Origin of the sequence: Asticcacaulis excentricus CB 48 (genome assembly GCF_000175215.2) — a bacterium.
In the GTDB taxonomy this organism is placed as follows: domain Bacteria; phylum Pseudomonadota; class Alphaproteobacteria; order Caulobacterales; family Caulobacteraceae; genus Asticcacaulis; species Asticcacaulis excentricus.
The window spans coordinates 328,004-344,320 of the sequence record NC_014816.1; the positions used below are offsets into that span (position 1 = coordinate 328,004).

Consider the following 16,317-nt stretch of genomic DNA (forward strand, 5'->3'; position numbering starts at 1 on the left):
TGTTACCGAATAATTTCAAGTTCTGGTTTTTGCCTCAAATAGCTCCATAGCGCCGTCCCCTAGCTTTTCCTGATCGGCCGTCCGTGTGTATCGTTCGGCCTCCGTCATGCTCTGGTGGCCAAGGATTGCCATGATCTGTTTGGCAGTGCAGCCCGCCTCGGCGAGCATTCGTCCGGCCGCCTTCCTGAGGCCGTGAGCGCTGCGGTCTTGAACTCCAGCGTCCTCAGCCTGCTTTTTAAACCAGATGCTGAACCCGGCCAGTGAGAAGGGCTTGCCCCACTCGGTCAGCATGAAGGTCATTTGTCCAGGCGGGACAAGATCCAGTTCCTTTTGCAGCTCGGAGTGAATGCGGATAGCAAGGCGGGCGTCCGTCTTCATCTGTCTGACGTGGATCCGGCCCTCACGAACGTGCTGTCGGCCCATGCGGGCGACATCACTGCGACGTTGACCGGTATATAGCAGCAGCGCCAGTGCCAGACGTTGCTTTGTTCCGGATGGCCAGTGTTTGCAGAAGGCCTCAATGTCCGCATCCGACCAAGCGGGTATGCCGTCTTTGCTCTTTGCCTTGGGGGTCTCCACCTCGCGCGCAGGGTTGGAGTCAATCATTTCGTTCCTGATCGCGCATTTGAACACGCCGCGCAGGCACTTGATCATGTTCTTGGCTTGGCCCGGTCTGTCGGCAAGACCGTCAATCACCAGTTTGTTTAAGTGCGCAGGTCTGAAGTCTTTCACAAGACAGTCGCCGGCCTTGACCCCCGGAGTCACTTCCAGCTCTCGGAACTGCTCTAGCAGAATGCGGTAAGCCTTCTGGCTCTGCGGCTTCAGTTCGTTCCTGAATTTGGCCGAGTCATAGTAAACAGACAGGAGTGCGCCGAAGCTGCCCGGCTTCTCTTTGCTTGCCCCAATCCTCGGCTTGCCTTCCGAACCGCTCAACGCAGCCTGATACGCCGCCATAAACTCTTTGGATCCGGGCTTCCCCGGAAGCGCGACCTGCTTATGGCCGGGCCTTCTGAAGTAGTGGCGCGTGTTCCCATGCCGATCCGTGTATCGGTTGATATAGGCGAGGGTCAATTTCGTGCCGCGCATAGCATTATGTCCAACGGGTTCTCCGGGAGATCCATTGGAAGGTTTTCAAAGGCATCGTCAAGGGCATAGCGGTCCCAGACGTTTCTGGCGTCTATCTTCTTCGGTCCCGGCATGCGCCCATCCCTGACCATTTCATCAAACTTTGACAGGCCCACGCCGATGTACGCGGCCGCCTCTTCGCGATGCAGACCGCGCGGCTCGATCCTGATTTTCGGGTGCTTGGCGGCGGTCATTTGGCCCTCCGTTTGACGACGACGGCACTAAAGAGGTGGGGAGTTTTCTGGATCACGACTTCCGGAGGCGAGTAAGACGCTCGGCCGTTGCGCTCGGCTTCGTCTTCGGCATGCCAATGTGCGACCGCGCGGCAGATCAGCGACCAGAGGCCGATCTTCTTGGCAAGCTTGCGATCGTAGCGCAGCGTCATGAACAGGTGATAGAGGATGACGCCCCGCGCTTTGATGCGGTTGTCGAAGGCTGAGCGACAAGCGCGGCCGCAGAATTTGGCCGCTTCCACAGACGACGCGTAGGGGCCTCCGCACACCTGACAGGTGCGCGTGTACCCGGAAACGACGCTTGTGGGCCGTACGGCGATTTCTGAGGGTCCGCGTACGCGCGTCATTTGCTCCCCCCTGTGCCCGCCCAAGCCTCAAAGGCTTCACGGTCACCACTGCAGCAAGTGTAGCCCGCATATGGCGGACCGATGCGGTGCGGGCTGTCCATGCGAAACGCCGCTGACCCGATCTTCATTCCGGGGAAGCCAAAATTGATAATGACCTGCTCGCGTTGCCAGTGGCCCGTGCCGTGGTGGTGAGACACATAGGCGTGGTGCTGATATGGTTTGCCATCAGCATCTTCAAACTGGGCGTCAGGGAAGCGCGTCACGACAATCTGTTTAAAGTCAGCAATGGCAGCGGCCTTTTTAGCCTCTTCCCGGCTGCGGCGCTTCATGTCCCGCCACTTGCAGCGCGGGCAGCAATAGACCCGTCCGCTCACAAAGCCGCACACATCACGGGTGGGAAGTCCATGTTCCTCTTCCAAGTCACTATCGATCCGCACTCCGCAGCCGAAGCACTCGAAATTCCAGCCATGTTCTACCGCCGCGCGGGCCGGGACGCCCGTTTCGGCGTACTGGTCGGCCCAAGCCTCGCGACGGCATTGGACATAGCTCAACTCGCCGTCGCCGTGGTCGTTGGCTCCAGCCTTGTGCGCGGCGATGCGGCGGGTGGCGAAATAGATATCGCCGGTGCATTCGTCCAACTCTAAGACGGCATAAGCTTTTAGGGGCCTGCACATCAGAGAGGCCCCCCATAGCTCGCCGGGCGCATAGTTTCCGGCAGCACATCGTAAGGATGGCTGTTGCGAATGATGCCGTCGCCGGGTCGCACGAATTGCACATACTGACGATTGCAGCCCACAAAGAATGCGGGTTTGCCGCTCACCGTGATGGCCGTGCCGAAATGAGCAGGAGGCGCATCCTGCGTGGCTGTGGCCAACTTCAGAAAGTCCTTAAAGCTGTAGCGGTATCCGCAGGTCTGGATGTCGCGCCACGCGGTCGCAATCGCCTTCTGACGGCTGGTCACCATGTAGGTCGCCTCTGGAAAACCTGACACGGACACCTTGAACGGACGGACGATCACGCCCGCGTCAAGCTGTAAGCCATTGTTCGCACGATTGTTCCAGCTCTTTACTGCCTGACGGAGCGACCACTCTCCGGGGCCAAGCACCTCGCACCGCAGGCATTCGACGTGCCATACGTTGTTGTCGTATTTGAAGGCCGCAATACGCGCATCATCGCGGCAGGTCAGGCAAGGGATGGGTCTAATCGGGAAAGGCCTATCGATCATTGCGGTTCTCCAAGGCTTTATGCGGCGTTACGTTCGCCATCCCCTCCATCATCGCGGCGAGTCGGGCGCGCTCTGCCGGATCCATCGGCTTTGCCGGGATCGAGCTGGGGCGCGGCGACGGCGCGAACAGGGCGTGCTTATTGATGAAGGCGATGTAGAGGCGTTCGCTTTCAACCTTCAGGGCGCGACGATACAGGGCGAACAAGAACTTAATCTCGGCCGCTTGAGGTTCTGTCGCCTCAAACTTCACGGGTGAGAGCTTGCCTCGCGTATAATACACCGTAGCTTCGCGGTTATCGGTGACCTTTGCGATCACCTGAAGCAGTAGTTCGCGCTCCATGGCCGTGGCGATGGATACCGGGTGGCGGGAAACCCTTTCATCAGCGCCTATGAAGTCCTCGCGGCGCAGGCCACTTTCCTTCAGCAGGCGTTCAAAGATTGCCTCGGCGTTCTCGCGTTCGCCACCCATGCCGCCCGTTACCAAGGCGGCAAGTTTGCGCAGGCGTTCGGTAGTCGCGTGCGTCATAGCGCGCCTCCATTCGACGCGTTCATCTCGGCGTCGATTGCCCTATCAAGGTCTTCGAGGTTCAGCACCACGTTCTCAGGTGTGCGCCCGGCGAACACGCCGCCCCTATCGATGGCGTCCAGATCCCGGCTACGAAGCCAGCGATATCGAAGGCAATCTGCCATCACTTCATCAAAGATGGCTGATAGAGCTTCGGGGATGGCCTCCGGGCTCGACAAGTCAAAGACCTTCAGGTCGCGGGCTTCCAGCCACGCGAGCACAGCGTTCATGTGTTGAGCTGCCGTCGCGGCCGTGGTCGAAGCTGCTTCGCCAACGCTCAGGAAAACAACGGGATGTTTTAGCGCTGAAACGCCGAGGAAGACGTTGGCTCCGCTTTTCAGGCGCTCCAGCTCATCCGGCAAAGGCTCCCAAGCCGACACCATGAACGGTACTTTGTCGATAACGAAGTCGGCCGTAGGTAGCGTTCCGCAATGGCCGTGTTCGGCCTCGCTCCAGTTCGTCGGTGCGCCGTGGAACCTATTAGCGCCTTGGATACGCTTGATTTCCATGTCAGACAGACTCCGCACGTGGGGGCGTCCCCGCGACCATGCGGCCATCGAAGACGGCGCGCGCGTCGTCTACGCGTCTGATTAGTGGCGTGAGGCTGGATTGCACTTCGCCGAGGAAACTGGCGACATGTTCCTTGCGGCCCCGGGGGATAAATCCTTGGTCTTCGAGAGCCAAGGCAATGCGTCCGTGATCAAACTTGGCTAGCTCGGTGAGTGCGCGCGCTTGGGCCTCAGTGAGTGTCATCGCCAAGGTAATCGACATGTCGCTTTTAAGTTCGGTTTTCATGGCTAGATCGCCTGCTGCTGAAAGGTGAGGGGTGCGGGGTTGCAGGTCGGGCAGGGTATGGCCTCCGACCAAAAGGGTCCGGTTTCATAGGCCACGCGCGATCCGCCGCATGCTCCGCATGGGGAGAGACTGAGGTCAGCGAGGACGCGCAAGACCGGTAAGAATTCCACACGCTTGATCCAGCTGCCGTCAGTCACATGCCTAACCCGGGGGACGGGCGAGCTGGGATACTAGAGCGCAAGTGTAGGGTCTGAGACGTATCCAATGCCATTGAAGGCTGGGTACACGCCTCGACCATCCAATGTTCCGCGCAGGACATAGTGGGGGTAATGCGTGCTCATGAGGCCGACCTCAAAACGGAATTTCATCATCGAAGGGGGAGGGCTCAACGCTGCGTCCGGTGGCGTCCACGCCACGGGTTGCCGGGCGATCGAAGCCGTATTCGTCCTGGCTCTGAGCGGCGGGTGGGCCTTTGCCCTCGCCACGGCCCCCAAGCAGGGTCAGAGTGCCATTGAACCGCTGCAGTACGATCTCAGTCGTGTACTTCTCGACGCCCTGCTGATCGGTCCACTTCCGCGTTGCGAGTGAGCCTTCGAGATATACCTGTGAGCCCTTGCGCAGGTACTCCTCGGCAATCTTCGCAAGGGCGTCATTGAAGATGACCACGCGATGCCATTCGGTCTTTTCCTTGCGGTCGCCAGACAACTTGTCCCGCCATGTCTCAGACGTGGCGACGGTCATGTTGGCGATGCGATCGCCCGAGTTCGTGGTGCGGATCTCGGGATCTTTCCCAAGGTGGCCGATGATGATGACCTTGTTGACGGATCCCGCCATTAGTGTCTCCCAATGTTGAAGATGATGAGCCATATGGCGGCCGGAACGACGATCCAGAGCGTGAGGCGCAGCCAGCCGGGGTATTTGTCAGGCCGTCGCATCAGTGAGGCTCCGCCTGTTCGATCGACCACCCCTGAAGCCGCAGGTCTTGCTTGATCTGGTTGGCCTCCTCGATCGTCAGGCCAAGGAAAATCAAGGCAAACGGGACGGGCTGAGCATTGCCTGCGGCGCGGGCGTACACTGAGACGTTGCCTGCCTCCTCACGAAAACCCACCTGATGGGGTTCACGGCCGATGCGGCGAAGTACGGTTTTTAGGTTAGCCGAAGGCTCGTGGCCCCACAGGTATTCCCATGAGTGAGGCACGCCCGATACGGGGGCGAAATCGACGCCAAATGTCGGATCTGGGATCATAATTACAGCCCCCCGATCGCTGATAGGTACAGGTCGAGTAGGGCCTCTTCTTCCTCAAGCTTGGCCTTGTCCTTCTTGCGCAGGGCTACGACCTTACGCATCACCTTGGTGTCGAAGCCGTCGCCTTTTGCCTCGGCATAAACGTCTTTGAGATCGCCAGAGATGGCTGCCTTGTCCTCTTCGAGGCGCTCAATCCGCTCAATGAATGATTTCAACCGGCTCTGTGCAGCGGCGGTGATGACGACTGGATTTTCGCTGCCGTCATCTGCGGTGCTGCCTAAAACCACATGGCGGCCCTCGCCATTTGCTTTGGCGATGATCTTCTCTTCCTCCATGCGGACGAGGTACGCCTTGGCCACTGAGGTCGCGATGTTGCAATCGCGCGCCAACTCGGCGGCCTTAACGTGTTGCCGCTCGCGGACTGCAGCCACGGCGCGGTCGTACGCTGAGGGAAGGTCAAGGGAGGTCGCAAGCGACATGGAAATGGCACCGTAGGCAGATGATTTGAAAAAAGGGGATTGCCCCGGCTGACCGGGCGGGGAGGAAGGTCAGCCGGGGCGCTTGCGCCGGAGGCAGGGCGGGGGGATGTCCCGACGCAAAGGGGGATTAGGCGGCCTTTAAGGTCTCGCCTGCGATCGGCTCAAAACCGCCCGCGGGGAAGTGCATGGCGTGGTCTGGATTGATCGGGGTGAACATCGAGCGTGGATACCGTTTGACCAGAGTTTCCTTCTTGGTCTGGATCTGCACGAGGAGTGTACCGGAGGTCTCTTGACCCACTGGCGGGTGTTCGAATGTCGCCGAATAGACCTTTCCGGCCTTCAGCAGGTGCGAAGCCGACGCTTGCGTGCAGCGCACGGCAATGATTTGGCGGCGGGGCTTCATTGAAAAGCCTTTCCTACCGCGACGGCGAGTGCGCTCATGCCAGCGACGAACGCCAGCGAAAACACAAGGTTCAATGCCTCATATGCGTGTTTCATGTCGAAGCCTCCAAGGGTGACTTCGACAGGAATAGCAAAATTGCTACCTATTGCAATAGCAATTTTGCAATTAGGAGCAAAAATGCTATTTAAGGGTGGCTGCTCGCGCTGTTACACCCTTTTATTCAATGGCTGCCTGCTAGATCAGTACACCATGGACCGGAGCGTCGTGACTCCAGTTTTTTGATCGACTTCGACCCGCGCAATGTAATTGGTTCGAACCATTGCCCCAAGTAGGTTTTCGGACTCCACATAGGAAACCACAGAATACTCGCATTGGGCGATCTTAATCACCCGAACCTGTGCATCGCCTTGGGAGGGGAACCGAGCGGTGCTTGGAGACTTGAGGTCACGCTCAACGAATGTGCGGCTGCCATACAATGCCGTGGTCGGGCCGTTCATGTCGTCGCAATAATCCACTGACTTGAATCCGCACGACCCCACCATTGGACATATCGTCACCAACGCAGCCAGAGCTCTCGCATTCCAACTAGTCATCTCACCCCCATCGCAAGCTAGTGCGCTAACTTAACGGAGCGCTTCATCAAAACTTTCTAAGTACAGCAACAAGTCGCCCAATAATCACCATCGATCCGTCGGTCGCTTTATCCGACGGAACCTGCGGGTTGTCGGACAAAATCTGAAATCCGTCAGCCGTGGCTCTGAGTCGCTTTATTTGGCCAAGGTTATATTGCGTGATAGCCCAGAACTGATCGTTTTTCTGTGGTTTCTTCTGGCTCATATCAATCAGCAGAATGTCGCCGTCAGCAATGGTTGGATAGTTGCTGTCGCCGTTCCCTGTTGTCCAGAAGAGGTCTTTGGGGTTCGCATTGCTGATCTGACGCAGCCAACTTCTTGAAAACTTGCGCGGCTCAACTTCAACATGATCGCCAATGTCGCTACCCCCGCCCATGCCGTAGTAGAGGTCAACCTGATTAATCAGTACGCTATCTTCATCGTCGTCAACGCGTCGTCGTTCTGATCTAGCGGCGAGATAAGGTGCTCCAAGAACCGGCGGGGAAACTCCTGCGGCCTTCGCAAGCGCCAAAAGTGTTTCGCGTTTGAGAAGCGATTCGCCACCGTGCCCGTCTTCTCTGGGGTTCACCCGACGGGTGACGGTCGTGGCGGCGAGACCTGCCTTTTTTGCGAGGGCTGTTGCGGTAAGTCCGGATTCACTTATGGCTTGAAGTAACCATTTGCGCTGTTCTTCGCGCTGGATGTCGTCGCTATCGGTCATGAGTAGCATATTTGCAAATACCGAATAGCAATGATAATTGCAAAAATGCTATTGCAATGTGTAGCAAAATTGCTATTCCTTTGCGACATGACCGATTTGCTCCTTGAATTTGAACGGCAGTGCGGTGCGGCTAAGGTCGCGCCTCAAGATGCTTTGTCGCGTGGCGGACTGCACGCAACCAACTGGTGGCGTTGGCGGTCTGGCAAGATATCGCCGACCCTGAAAAATTTTGAGAAGGCGCAAGCTGGCTTAGCCGCTTTGATCCAAGAGAGTTCATCGCAGTGCGACGCTCCGGCCACCACCCAAATAAATTCTGAAAACTTGGAACCGGGGAGCGCGCAATGACACGCGGCACATTTAACCGGCGCGCGTACGTGCGCGAATTCAACAGAAACCGCGCCATGCTGAAGGCTCTTTCGACGGTGCGGGCTGAAGTTGCAGGGATCCGGGCGACGATTGCTGAGCGAAAGGCCCTACTCAAATCCCGTTCGAGCGAGAAGCGCCTCCATGGCTCGCCGGTCGTCGCTCCCCTCTCTGAGACCGTTGAGGCAAGTGTCTCTAAAAAGGCCTTTCCCGTTGTGAAAGGGGCTACTTTCGCTGAACAGGATACCGGCAAGCGCAGCGATCAAACGTTCTTGCATGCGATTAGCCTCTTCCGCGCGCGCGAGGTCGGCTTTGACCTGCCAGTCGAGATCCTTGGTCTCAATGTCGCTTCTGAGTTCGGACACAACTTTGCTCAATTGCCAGATTTCGGCCTCAAGCTCAGCTTGGCTGGTCATTCTAATTCTCCTGAGTGTTGCGACTCGGACCGTATCACACGGTCCACGGGAGAAGAAACTCGCTCCGGTGGCAACGCCGGGGCGGGTGATTTCGCCACCACCCAAATAGATTCTGAAAACTTGGAAGCGGGGAGCGCGCAATGACACGCGGCACATTTAACCGGCGCGCGTACGTGCGCGAATTCAACGGAAGCCGGGCCGCACTTGGCGCTCCTTTAGCGAAGCGTGCGGAAGTTACTGGGAGCAATGGGGCCACTAGTGCGAAAGCGGCGAAGCAGGAGATTGACACTTACTTCGCCGAATTGCGGGCCTTACGGGCGAAGCGGCAGATTGATGCCTACTTCGCCGAATTGAGGGCTTTACGCAGGCCTCGCGGAACGGAGGACTTCAAAGGCACTATCCAGAAGCGCGATCTTCTTGGGGTCTGTCACTCCATCCTTGGCGATAAGCTCAAGGACGCTGGCATTCTTATCGGGATGGGCCGAGTTTTCAATGAAAAGGGCATAGAGCGCGCGCACGATGTTTTCCTGCGCTTCGAGACGAAGCTCAACGTCTATCAAACGAAGTTTGACTGGATCCGTCTCGTCCCCGTGCATGCCGGACGTTACGTGACTGTATCGGCTCATAGTGATTCTCCTGTGTTTGGCGACTCGGACCGTATCACACGGTCTACGGGAGAAGAAACCCGCTCCGGTGGCAACGCCGGGGCGGGCGATCGGGGTGCGCAGTGACCAAACTCCGCAATCCTCTGCTGCTCGAGGGCGTCCTGCAAAGCGCGGTCAACGACTGCGGTGGGCCTGCCGTCGTTGCCGACGAACTTGAACTTCCGGAACAGACCGTCCGCGACTGGCTGCGCACCGACGATAAGCGGGTGCGTTTGTCGTACGACCACGCCCGGCGTCTGAGCCGCCTCACACCTGTACTGGCCGCCGACCTGGCCGAACGTTCGGGCATGCGTTTGGTGCCGATCGATAACGGCGATGCCTCCGCTGCTGAGCTGATGGGGCCAGTGTCGGACCTCGCCCGGGAGTTCGGCGAGGTCATGGCCGAGGTCGGCGCGGCGTTCGCCGATGGCCGCGTCGAGGGGCGTGAAAAGGCCCGCATCCTGAAAGAACTGCAGCACCTGAGTGAAGCGGGGCTGCGTCTCATGAAAAGCGTCAATGGAGGTGCCGCATGATGAAGGCAGGGGAACCACGTGCCGGTTGGTCTGATGAGCGCCGGGAACGAGCAGCTGCACTTTGGAAGGAAGGTTACAGCGCCCGTGAGATTGCCGGGATGATCAAGGGCCCGGGTTTCACGCCTTCGCGGAATTCAGTTATCGGCATCATGCATCGTGCCGGGCTAAGCGGGTCTAAGGGTGAACCCAAATCAACTCGCCAGCCGTCCAAGCCGAAACTGCCCAAACGGGTCTTGGCTAAATCCACGGTCTGGTCTGACGATGAAAAGAACATCCTCAGCCGTGGTTTTGACCACGGCCACAGCGCGGCGCAGATCGCTAAGACGCTCAAAGTTGCGGGCTATGATCGTCAGGCTGACGCGATTGCCTCAAAGCTGAGGCATATGGGCCTGACACGCTCGTCCGTTGAGAGGAATGAAACCGCCCGCCTTGCGATCAGCTTGCTGCGAGGCCCGATTATTCCGGCAACCCCACCGCCGCCACCTGCGCAACTGAGTGCCGGGGAGGGTGTGAGCCTTCTCGCGCTTGATAAGGGCATGTGCAAGTCGCCGATGGGTGAGCGAGATGGGGAAGCTGTCTTCTGCGGTCTGCCAGTGGCCGGATTCCGCAAGCCCTACTGCTCGGGGTGTTCCAATACGTCAAAGGTGCCCCGTACGCTTGGGCGCATCAGCGAGCCTTATGACATTCACAATGTGCGTCGTTCTTACCTGCCAAAGGTGGGGTTTCAGAATGTCGCGTGATCACCAGTTCCATGAACCTACCACCTATGAGGCTGGCCAGTGGCGCGAACTGGCCCAGTTGGCGCGCGCCTGTGCTACCGGCGAGCGCAAGAGCTGGCGTGAGCTGCAACGGGCTGCCATAGGCGTCGGTCGTTGTCGGGTCTTCGGTATCAATGATCGTGGCAATGTCTGCAACCTGCTGATCCAGTGCGCGCTTGACGCTGCACAGTCGGTGGCCCCGTCGCGCTATTTCGATGAGCTGCACCGTCTGGCCGATGAGGTCCTGAAGCGCTGCGAAGCATGGGCCGAAGTGCGGCAAGCGCAGGTGTCCCGTGGTTAGAGGGACCGCGTCCGTACATGTCATGGAAGGCGTTGGTCGCCATGCCGATGCCCGCAGTCAGCGGGACTTCTTCGTTAGCGAGGAAGATGAGGCTCTGTGGCTGAAGCTCGAGTATTTCCCAACTCCGCCTTGGGCCGTTCGGGCGATGGCCGAGCAGATGCCGTCCGTCTTTCAAGATCCCAAGCTCCAGCGTGTGTTTGAGCCTGCGGCCGGTCGCGGCCACATCTATGAGCCGCTCCGCCAGATCGGCCTTGAGCGCGGCTTTGAGGTGCGCGGGCAGGATATCTACGCGCATGATCCGGCTAAGGGTTTTGCGGTCGGCGACTTCCTGTTTCCGGGCGTCACTTATCCCGGCGTCGATGTCGTCGTCACTAATCCCCCGTTTAAGCTGGCTGCCGACTTCGTGCAGCGCGGATTAGAGATTGCGGCTGACGTGATTCTGCTGTGCCGTCTGTCATTTCTGAACACCGCCGCGCGCCACGACCTCCATTTCAACAATTCGGTCGGGAACCTGACAACTCTCCTTCCGTGCATTGAGCGGGTACCTATGGTGCTCGGCCGGTATGATCCGCAAGCGTCTACGGCGACGGAATACGCATGGTTCCACTACCGGCGTGGCTACACAGGCGCGCCCGTGGTGAAGCCTATACCGCCGGGGTCTCGCACCCGCCATCAGAGGCCGGAGGATGTCCGGATATGATGGTGGAAGGGCGGGATCTGTTTGCGTTCGCTAAGGAATTGGCCTCGATCGAAGAGGTGGCGGGCGTCAAGTTGGTTGGTGGCGGCGTCAAACGCCGGGGGCCTTGTCCGCTGTGTGGTCAGGGCCAAAAGAAGAAATCGAGCTATGCCTTTGAGGTGAATGTCCGAAAGAAGACGTTCAACTGCTACGTCTGCAACGCGCATGGCGATGTGATTGAACTCGAGCGCCTGATAAACGGAGTAGCGGGCGAGCCGACTATCGCGGCAGCTAAGCGTCTGGTCGGCGATGTGCCTGCCGACTACAAGCCGAAGCCCAAGGTCTTTACTGTCATTCCGGATGAGCCGTCATCGGCGGCTATCTACGCGCGTGAGCTGCGTGGCGATCTGAGGACGGCGGCCGGCACACTGGTGCAGCGCTATTTGATGTCGCGCGGGCTCTCCGGCCGCGTCCTGCTCACGGCCGTCAAACACCTGTATTTTCACCCGGCCGTCTACTTCTCCGGGCCGAAGCACAACCCGGTCACCTTTCCGGCGATGATAGCGCTTGTCGTGGTACCTGCCGATGACGGCAAGCCCAAATGGACCGGCGGCATTCACGTCACCTATCTAAGCCGCGACGGGTACGGAAAGGCGATCGTGCCGGAGGGCAAGAGCGCCAAACGCATGATGGGGCCGCAGTCTCTCAACGGCCGCCCCGGCGGGGCTTGGCTGATACCGCCTTCCGAAATGCCGGAGGCTTCGGATCTTGTTGTCGCTGAAGGTATCGAGTCCGCCCTGTCCATGGCCGTGCTCCATGGCGGCATGACCCTTGTGGTGGCGGCCCTGAGCCTCAACCGGCTTCAGGGTCAGCTTCAGCCCGACAAATACGGTCGCGTCAATCCGGACATGCCTGAGGGCGTACCGGGATCAGCGTTCACATGGCCGTCTCAGGGTTGGACGCGGGTTTTCATCGGTTGCGATGCGGACATGTCGCCTATGCCGGTGAAGATCCGCAACCCTCTAAAGGGCGGCACAACCACACGAATTTTGACCGGTATCGAGCGGGCGCGCGTTTGCGGTTCGCTGGCAGCGGCGGCTTGGCGTCAAACCGGCGTCCAGGCGGATCCTGTAGCTCCGTCTGCGGGAATGGATTTCAACGACTTGTTGCGTGAAAGGCAGGGGATATGAGTTTGGAAGATCACGCCCTTTCGGCTGAACCTTCAGCGAAGGAATTGGCGGCTTACGACCTGAATGATTTCGGTAACGCTCTGCGGCTCATACGGATCATGGGCGGCCATATCGATAAGGATACGGTGAAGCCCGACATTAAGCGGTGCCGTCTGTTGAACCTTGTCGGCCAAGGCTGGATCGCCTTTAACGGCAAGCACTGGGATATCACATTTGGCGATCAGCTCGCCCGACAGTCCGCGCACATGGTCAGCCAGCGCATGCGCGACCCTGAGGTCATGACGGCGATCATGGATAAGCATGGTCGGGCTCCGGCGGACATTCAGCGGTATTTAGACAGCCTCGGTCAGGCCGGTTCGACAGCTGCGATGCTGAAACAAGCCGAGCCTTATCTCTCGATCGAGATTGAAGAGTTTGACCGCGCGCCGATGGCCTTCAACGTGCGCAATGGCACCGTCTGGCTCCGGCAGACCGAAAAGGGCCTGAAGGCCGACCTCCGGCCGCACGATCCCGGCGATCGCATCACGCGGATTGCCAATACTGAGTACGATCCAAAAGCTAAAGCTCCGCAGTTTGAGCAGCTGGTGGCGACCTCGCTCCGTAACCCAGAAGTGCGTGCATTCATGCAACGCGCCTGCGGTTACGCGTTTACAGGCGAAATCTTCGAGCAAGGGTTCTTCATTCTTCAGGGGAAAGGTGCCGATGGCAAGTCTACCATCATGAACGCGCTGCGTGACATGGCGGGTGGCTATGGTGCCTCGGCCAAGGTCGAAACCTTCCTTGACACGGGGCAGGCATCGCCTAACGGCCCGCAGCCTGAGTTGGTGCGGCTGGCTGGCGAAACCCGGCTCGTGTTGCTTGCTGAGCCACCGCGTGGTGCCAAGCTCAATGAAGGCCTGATAAAGGGTTGGACGGGTGGCGATCCGTATTCGGCGCGACAGATCCAAGGCAAAAACTTTGAGTTTGTGCCCAAGGGCCGCCTGTGGATGATGTGTAACGCTCTCCCTGTTGTGAAAGGTGATGACGACGGCATCTGGCGGCGCATGAACGTCATCATGTTTGAACATCAGGTGCCAGAGGATCAGCGTGATAAGCGCCTTCCGGAGAAGCTTAAGGCCGAATTCCCCGGCATACTCAACTGGATCATTGCGGGCGTCGGCGACTGGTTGGAACAAGGGCTTAAGCCGCCGGAAAAGGTGAGGGCGGTTCTTGAAAACTATCGCAAGACCTCGTCCCCATTCGGCGACTGGCTTGATGAATCTTGCGTTTACGGTGAAGCCGCTGGCGACGCCGTGACGGGCGCTACCGTGCTGTACAACAGCTACAAGGCTTGGGCGGAAGAGAACGGGCATGATCGACCGATGTCAGTCCGCGCCTTTGGCGACGCCCTCATGCAACGTCAGATACTGCTCGGGCCGCGCCTGTCTGACGGGAAGAAGACCCGGAAGCCAATACGCCTCAAAACGCTTGCCGAAACCGGCCCTCGCCCGACCGCTAATAGTTTCTCTCAGGCCCCGGCGGGCGCTCAGTCGGACCCGTTTTCAATGGATGGTTTCGAGTGAGAGGACTGAACAGTAACGAACAGTCTGAACATTTCAGCCCTACCCGTGAGGGGTGAGAAGAGGGGCTGCCTCTGGAAAACGAACAATGATTGTTCAGAATGGCGTGGATTGTTCAGAAGCTAAACGGCTGTAAACATTGTGGAAATGAACAGTCTGAACAGTCCGAACAATCCCGGCGAGGAATGGAAGAGGTGTGCGGATGCGCGACACCACGACCCGTAACTGTTCGGTCTGTTCAGTCTAGTTTTTGATTTTAGTTTTGATTTTAAAAAAAGAAGGGTTCCCAGAATGAAAAAGCAAGCCGCCGCCACCTACCGGGAAGAAGCCCTCCGCGCCGCCGGAGAGAGCCGGGCGTGGCTCATCGTAACCACCTATGCCAAAAAAGAGGCCGTAGTGTTGTCGCAACTGAAGGGTATCGGATACGAAGGCTACCGACCGATGATCGCCAAGCGCCGGAAGATCGCGGGGCAGGAAGCGCCGGTGCTGGTGCCGCTCGCCCTATATCCGAACTATGTGTTTGTCCGTGCGCTGGAAGGCCGCTCGCCTCTTTCGCTCTTCGGTCTTCAGGGGCTGGCTTGCGTCCACGAGCGGGCCGTTCTCGACGCCGTAGTCCAGGCGCACCGTGCCAAAGAGGCTGATGGCTTCCTCCCATTCAAAAACGAAGGGAAAGCTTTCCGCCGTGGTGATCGCATCAAGACGCTAGGCGGGCTGTTAGAGGTGGTTCTATCAGACCCTATTGACACGAATCGGTGCGCTGCCTTATCCAGCTTCATGAACGGCTCCTCTCGATTGATTGTAGGGCTGGATCGGGCGGCTGGTCTGTGAGGGACATATCCTCACGTGACGCCTCGGTTGCGGTGCGTTCCGGGCGAACTACGGCCTTGTTCCAGACCGCTACATCATGAACCTCACACTTTGGCGATCGCCATGTGCTTGAGGGCTCCTGCGGATGCTATTGTCAAAAATCAGAAGGCCTCGCCCAACCGGCGGGGCCTTCTGCATTTCTACCCATGGTCAAGGCGTTGCAATCCTCACTGAGACCGACCGGTGCTCGGGACGGGCGAGGGTGATCGTATCAACTGTCGGGCAGCGCCGCCCTAGTTCTTGGGGTACGAGAACCGACAAACCCTCGCAAGCCGGTCAACCATACATGTCACGTCCACGCGGCGGCCCTTGGCGCAAGTGGTACAACACAGCCAAATGGGCTGATCTGAAACAAGAGGCGCACACCCGGGACCTTTACACCTGCCAGATGTGCGGCCGCATATGCGGCGGCAAATACCCCGCGCCTGACAGCCCAACGGCTGACCACAAAGAGCCGCATAGAGGCAGTGAAGCCCTGTTCTTTGACATCAACAACATCCAGACGCTGTGCAAGTCGCCCTGCCACGACAAGGTAAAGCAGGCTGACGAACAGGCCAGCGTGAATGAGAGAGGCATCTGGTACTGACCATGAACCTGTTCAACAAAAGCGCTGATCAGCTGAACGCTGAGGCAAAGGCGGCGGGCGATCCGCGCGCGGACTAGTCGGGGGCCGGGCGGCGCGGGCCGAGGGGGGGGTAAAAGTCCCAGAGCCCCTCGGCCTCCAGACCCGCATCCCCCCCATTCAGAGGTTTTTTTTCTGATGACTGAAAATTTCGACCTGTTTGGCGACCCAATCCCCGAGGGGTATGGGAAGGCTGGGCGGCCGGAACATATCCCGACTAACCAAAACCGTAATAAAGTCATGATGTTACTGGCGCTTGGGTGGTCGAATGATCGCATCGCCAGTGCCATGCACATCACGCCGCCGACTTTGCGTAAGCATTATTTTCGCGAACTGAAATTCAGAGACGAGGCCCGCGACCGGATGGAGGCGACCGTCTCGATGCAGCTTTGGACCGGCGTCATGGAAGGCAGCGTGTCTGCCATCAAAGAGTTCCGTAAACTGGTCGAGAAGAACGACCTCATGCTCTACGGGCAGACTGCGCCGGTGAAACAGCCGAAGGCGAGCGCCAGTACCAAGGCCACGGCCAAGCCGAAGCTTGGCAAAAAGGAACAGGCGCTACTCGATGCGGCTGCGCCGGATACAGGTTCGCTTCTCGGCCAGCTCATGGCGCAGCGGCAACAGCAGATGAATTGAGC

24 protein-coding genes are annotated in these 16,317 nt (G+C 58.7%); 11 read left to right on the forward strand and 13 right to left on the reverse strand.

What is annotated here, in order from left to right:
* Window positions 1-15 precede the first annotated feature (15 nt).
* From ASTEX_RS01470 to ASTEX_RS19735, 13 genes are all read right to left on the reverse strand, one after another.
* Window positions 16-1,086, reverse strand: coding sequence for a tyrosine-type recombinase/integrase (locus tag ASTEX_RS01470; protein WP_013477832.1), 1,071 nt, complete (start codon window positions 1,084-1,086; stop codon window positions 16-18).
* On the reverse strand, window positions 1,068-1,319 hold the full coding sequence (locus ASTEX_RS01475) for a MerR family transcriptional regulator (RefSeq protein ID WP_013477833.1): 252 nt from the start codon (window positions 1,317-1,319) through the stop codon (window positions 1,068-1,070). Before ASTEX_RS01475 ends, ASTEX_RS01470 begins: the two co-directional genes overlap by 19 nt.
* On the reverse strand, window positions 1,316-1,705 hold the full coding sequence (locus ASTEX_RS01480; protein WP_013477834.1) for a hypothetical protein: 390 nt from the start codon (window positions 1,703-1,705) through the stop codon (window positions 1,316-1,318). The genes ASTEX_RS01475 and ASTEX_RS01480 overlap by 4 nt, the downstream gene beginning before the upstream one ends.
* Entirely contained in the window at window positions 1,702-2,379 is a 678-nt protein-coding gene (locus tag ASTEX_RS01485) for a hypothetical protein (RefSeq protein WP_013477835.1), read from the reverse strand. The genes ASTEX_RS01480 and ASTEX_RS01485 overlap by 4 nt, the downstream gene beginning before the upstream one ends.
* On the reverse strand, window positions 2,379-2,930 hold the full coding sequence (locus ASTEX_RS01490) for a hypothetical protein (protein WP_013477836.1): 552 nt from the start codon (window positions 2,928-2,930) through the stop codon (window positions 2,379-2,381). The genes ASTEX_RS01485 and ASTEX_RS01490 overlap by 1 nt, the downstream gene beginning before the upstream one ends.
* The gene (locus ASTEX_RS01495; protein ID WP_013477837.1) at window positions 2,920-3,456 is read right to left on the reverse strand and encodes a hypothetical protein; all 537 of its coding nucleotides are present in this window, start codon (window positions 3,454-3,456) and stop codon (window positions 2,920-2,922) included. Before ASTEX_RS01495 ends, ASTEX_RS01490 begins: the two co-directional genes overlap by 11 nt.
* On the reverse strand, window positions 3,453-4,004 hold the full coding sequence (locus tag ASTEX_RS19140; protein ID WP_013477838.1) for a hypothetical protein: 552 nt from the start codon (window positions 4,002-4,004) through the stop codon (window positions 3,453-3,455). Before ASTEX_RS19140 ends, ASTEX_RS01495 begins: the two co-directional genes overlap by 4 nt.
* A gap of 1 nt (window position 4,005) precedes the next feature.
* The gene (locus ASTEX_RS01510) at window positions 4,006-4,290 is read right to left on the reverse strand and encodes a hypothetical protein (RefSeq protein WP_013477839.1); all 285 of its coding nucleotides are present in this window, start codon (window positions 4,288-4,290) and stop codon (window positions 4,006-4,008) included.
* A gap of 351 nt (window positions 4,291-4,641) precedes the next feature.
* Complete coding sequence (gene ssb, locus ASTEX_RS01515) at window positions 4,642-5,124, reverse strand: single-stranded DNA-binding protein (RefSeq protein WP_013477840.1); 483 nt, start codon at window positions 5,122-5,124, stop codon at window positions 4,642-4,644.
* 100 nt (window positions 5,125-5,224) lie between these two features.
* Window positions 5,225-5,536 carry a hypothetical protein gene (locus ASTEX_RS01520; protein WP_013477842.1) on the reverse strand — a complete coding sequence of 104 codons (312 nt, stop codon included), beginning with the start codon at window positions 5,534-5,536 and terminating at the stop codon, window positions 5,225-5,227.
* A gap of 2 nt (window positions 5,537-5,538) precedes the next feature.
* Entirely contained in the window at window positions 5,539-5,871 is a 333-nt protein-coding gene (locus ASTEX_RS19145; RefSeq protein WP_083805599.1) for a DUF2312 domain-containing protein, read from the reverse strand.
* Between the two features lie 271 nt (window positions 5,872-6,142).
* On the reverse strand, window positions 6,143-6,418 hold the full coding sequence (locus tag ASTEX_RS01530) for a hypothetical protein (protein ID WP_013477844.1): 276 nt from the start codon (window positions 6,416-6,418) through the stop codon (window positions 6,143-6,145).
* A 639-nt stretch (window positions 6,419-7,057) separates the two neighbouring features.
* The gene (locus ASTEX_RS19735; RefSeq protein ID WP_144004583.1) at window positions 7,058-7,750 is read right to left on the reverse strand and encodes a S24 family peptidase; all 693 of its coding nucleotides are present in this window, start codon (window positions 7,748-7,750) and stop codon (window positions 7,058-7,060) included.
* 341 nt (window positions 7,751-8,091) lie between these two features.
* Here ASTEX_RS19735 and ASTEX_RS20215 point away from each other — a divergent pair, with 341 nt between their 5' ends.
* The 11 genes from ASTEX_RS20215 (at window position 8,092) to ASTEX_RS01600 (ending at window position 16,315) form a co-directional block, all read left to right on the forward strand.
* Entirely contained in the window at window positions 8,092-8,673 is a 582-nt protein-coding gene (locus ASTEX_RS20215; RefSeq protein ID WP_013477849.1) for a hypothetical protein, read from the forward strand.
* Entirely contained in the window at window positions 8,670-9,260 is a 591-nt protein-coding gene (locus ASTEX_RS01555) for a hypothetical protein (protein ID WP_013477850.1), read from the forward strand. The genes ASTEX_RS20215 and ASTEX_RS01555 overlap by 4 nt, the downstream gene beginning before the upstream one ends.
* Complete coding sequence (locus ASTEX_RS01560; RefSeq protein WP_013477851.1) at window positions 9,257-9,706, forward strand: phage regulatory CII family protein; 450 nt, start codon at window positions 9,257-9,259, stop codon at window positions 9,704-9,706. The genes ASTEX_RS01555 and ASTEX_RS01560 overlap by 4 nt, the downstream gene beginning before the upstream one ends.
* Window positions 9,703-10,446, forward strand: a complete 744-nt coding sequence (locus tag ASTEX_RS01565; RefSeq protein ID WP_013477852.1) for a GcrA family cell cycle regulator — start codon at window positions 9,703-9,705, stop codon at window positions 10,444-10,446. The genes ASTEX_RS01560 and ASTEX_RS01565 overlap by 4 nt, the downstream gene beginning before the upstream one ends.
* On the forward strand, window positions 10,436-10,765 hold the full coding sequence (locus ASTEX_RS01570) for a hypothetical protein (RefSeq protein ID WP_013477853.1): 330 nt from the start codon (window positions 10,436-10,438) through the stop codon (window positions 10,763-10,765). The genes ASTEX_RS01565 and ASTEX_RS01570 overlap by 11 nt, the downstream gene beginning before the upstream one ends.
* The gene (locus ASTEX_RS01575; RefSeq protein ID WP_144004584.1) at window positions 10,758-11,465 is read left to right on the forward strand and encodes a DNA methyltransferase family protein; all 708 of its coding nucleotides are present in this window, start codon (window positions 10,758-10,760) and stop codon (window positions 11,463-11,465) included. The genes ASTEX_RS01570 and ASTEX_RS01575 overlap by 8 nt, the downstream gene beginning before the upstream one ends.
* Window positions 11,462-12,631: a DUF7146 domain-containing protein gene (locus ASTEX_RS01580; protein WP_013477855.1), complete on the forward strand. Its 1,170-nt coding sequence runs from the start codon at window positions 11,462-11,464 to the stop codon at window positions 12,629-12,631. Before ASTEX_RS01575 ends, ASTEX_RS01580 begins: the two co-directional genes overlap by 4 nt.
* Window positions 12,628-14,193, forward strand: a complete 1,566-nt coding sequence (locus ASTEX_RS01585) for a DNA primase family protein (protein WP_013477856.1) — start codon at window positions 12,628-12,630, stop codon at window positions 14,191-14,193. Before ASTEX_RS01580 ends, ASTEX_RS01585 begins: the two co-directional genes overlap by 4 nt.
* A gap of 288 nt (window positions 14,194-14,481) precedes the next feature.
* Window positions 14,482-15,018 carry a transcription termination/antitermination NusG family protein gene (locus ASTEX_RS01590; protein ID WP_013477857.1) on the forward strand — a complete coding sequence of 179 codons (537 nt, stop codon included), beginning with the start codon at window positions 14,482-14,484 and terminating at the stop codon, window positions 15,016-15,018.
* A gap of 325 nt (window positions 15,019-15,343) precedes the next feature.
* Window positions 15,344-15,643, forward strand: a complete 300-nt coding sequence (locus tag ASTEX_RS01595; RefSeq protein WP_013477858.1) for an HNH endonuclease — start codon at window positions 15,344-15,346, stop codon at window positions 15,641-15,643.
* Window positions 15,644-15,817: 174 nt separating this feature from the next.
* Window positions 15,818-16,315, forward strand: a complete 498-nt coding sequence (locus ASTEX_RS01600) for a helix-turn-helix domain-containing protein (RefSeq protein ID WP_013477859.1) — start codon at window positions 15,818-15,820, stop codon at window positions 16,313-16,315.
* Window positions 16,316-16,317 lie beyond the last annotated feature (2 nt).

Excerpts from the sequence above, each read along its gene's own strand:
- ASTEX_RS01470 (WP_013477832.1), bottom strand. The coding sequence starts at position 1,086 with ATGCGCGGCACGAAATTGACCCTCGCCTATATCAACCGATACACGGAT.
- ASTEX_RS01475 (WP_013477833.1), bottom strand. The coding sequence starts at position 1,319 with ATGACCGCCGCCAAGCACCCGAAAATCAGGATCGAGCCGCGCGGTCTG.
- ASTEX_RS01480 (WP_013477834.1), bottom strand. The coding sequence starts at position 1,705 with ATGACGCGCGTACGCGGACCCTCAGAAATCGCCGTACGGCCCACAAGC.
- ASTEX_RS01485 (WP_013477835.1), bottom strand. The coding sequence starts at position 2,379 with ATGTGCAGGCCCCTAAAAGCTTATGCCGTCTTAGAGTTGGACGAATGC.
- ASTEX_RS01490 (WP_013477836.1), bottom strand. The coding sequence starts at position 2,930 with ATGATCGATAGGCCTTTCCCGATTAGACCCATCCCTTGCCTGACCTGC.
- ASTEX_RS01495 (WP_013477837.1), bottom strand. The coding sequence starts at position 3,456 with ATGACGCACGCGACTACCGAACGCCTGCGCAAACTTGCCGCCTTGGTA.
- ASTEX_RS19140 (WP_013477838.1), bottom strand. The coding sequence starts at position 4,004 with ATGGAAATCAAGCGTATCCAAGGCGCTAATAGGTTCCACGGCGCACCG.
- ASTEX_RS01510 (WP_013477839.1), bottom strand. The coding sequence starts at position 4,290 with ATGAAAACCGAACTTAAAAGCGACATGTCGATTACCTTGGCGATGACA.
- ssb (WP_013477840.1), bottom strand. The coding sequence starts at position 5,124 with ATGGCGGGATCCGTCAACAAGGTCATCATCATCGGCCACCTTGGGAAA.
- ASTEX_RS01520 (WP_013477842.1), bottom strand. The coding sequence starts at position 5,536 with ATGATCCCAGATCCGACATTTGGCGTCGATTTCGCCCCCGTATCGGGC.
- ASTEX_RS19145 (WP_083805599.1), bottom strand. The coding sequence starts at position 5,871 with ATGGAGGAAGAGAAGATCATCGCCAAAGCAAATGGCGAGGGCCGCCAT.
- ASTEX_RS01530 (WP_013477844.1), bottom strand. The coding sequence starts at position 6,418 with ATGAAGCCCCGCCGCCAAATCATTGCCGTGCGCTGCACGCAAGCGTCG.
- ASTEX_RS19735 (WP_144004583.1), bottom strand. The coding sequence starts at position 7,750 with ATGACCGATAGCGACGACATCCAGCGCGAAGAACAGCGCAAATGGTTA.
- ASTEX_RS20215 (WP_013477849.1), top strand. The coding sequence starts at position 8,092 with ATGACACGCGGCACATTTAACCGGCGCGCGTACGTGCGCGAATTCAAC.
- ASTEX_RS01555 (WP_013477850.1), top strand. The coding sequence starts at position 8,670 with ATGACACGCGGCACATTTAACCGGCGCGCGTACGTGCGCGAATTCAAC.
- ASTEX_RS01565 (WP_013477852.1), top strand. The coding sequence starts at position 9,703 with ATGATGAAGGCAGGGGAACCACGTGCCGGTTGGTCTGATGAGCGCCGG.
- ASTEX_RS01570 (WP_013477853.1), top strand. The coding sequence starts at position 10,436 with ATGTCGCGTGATCACCAGTTCCATGAACCTACCACCTATGAGGCTGGC.
- ASTEX_RS01580 (WP_013477855.1), top strand. The coding sequence starts at position 11,462 with ATGATGGTGGAAGGGCGGGATCTGTTTGCGTTCGCTAAGGAATTGGCC.
- ASTEX_RS01585 (WP_013477856.1), top strand. The coding sequence starts at position 12,628 with ATGAGTTTGGAAGATCACGCCCTTTCGGCTGAACCTTCAGCGAAGGAA.
- ASTEX_RS01590 (WP_013477857.1), top strand. The coding sequence starts at position 14,482 with ATGAAAAAGCAAGCCGCCGCCACCTACCGGGAAGAAGCCCTCCGCGCC.
- ASTEX_RS01595 (WP_013477858.1), top strand. The coding sequence starts at position 15,344 with ATGTCACGTCCACGCGGCGGCCCTTGGCGCAAGTGGTACAACACAGCC.
- ASTEX_RS01600 (WP_013477859.1), top strand. The coding sequence starts at position 15,818 with ATGACTGAAAATTTCGACCTGTTTGGCGACCCAATCCCCGAGGGGTAT.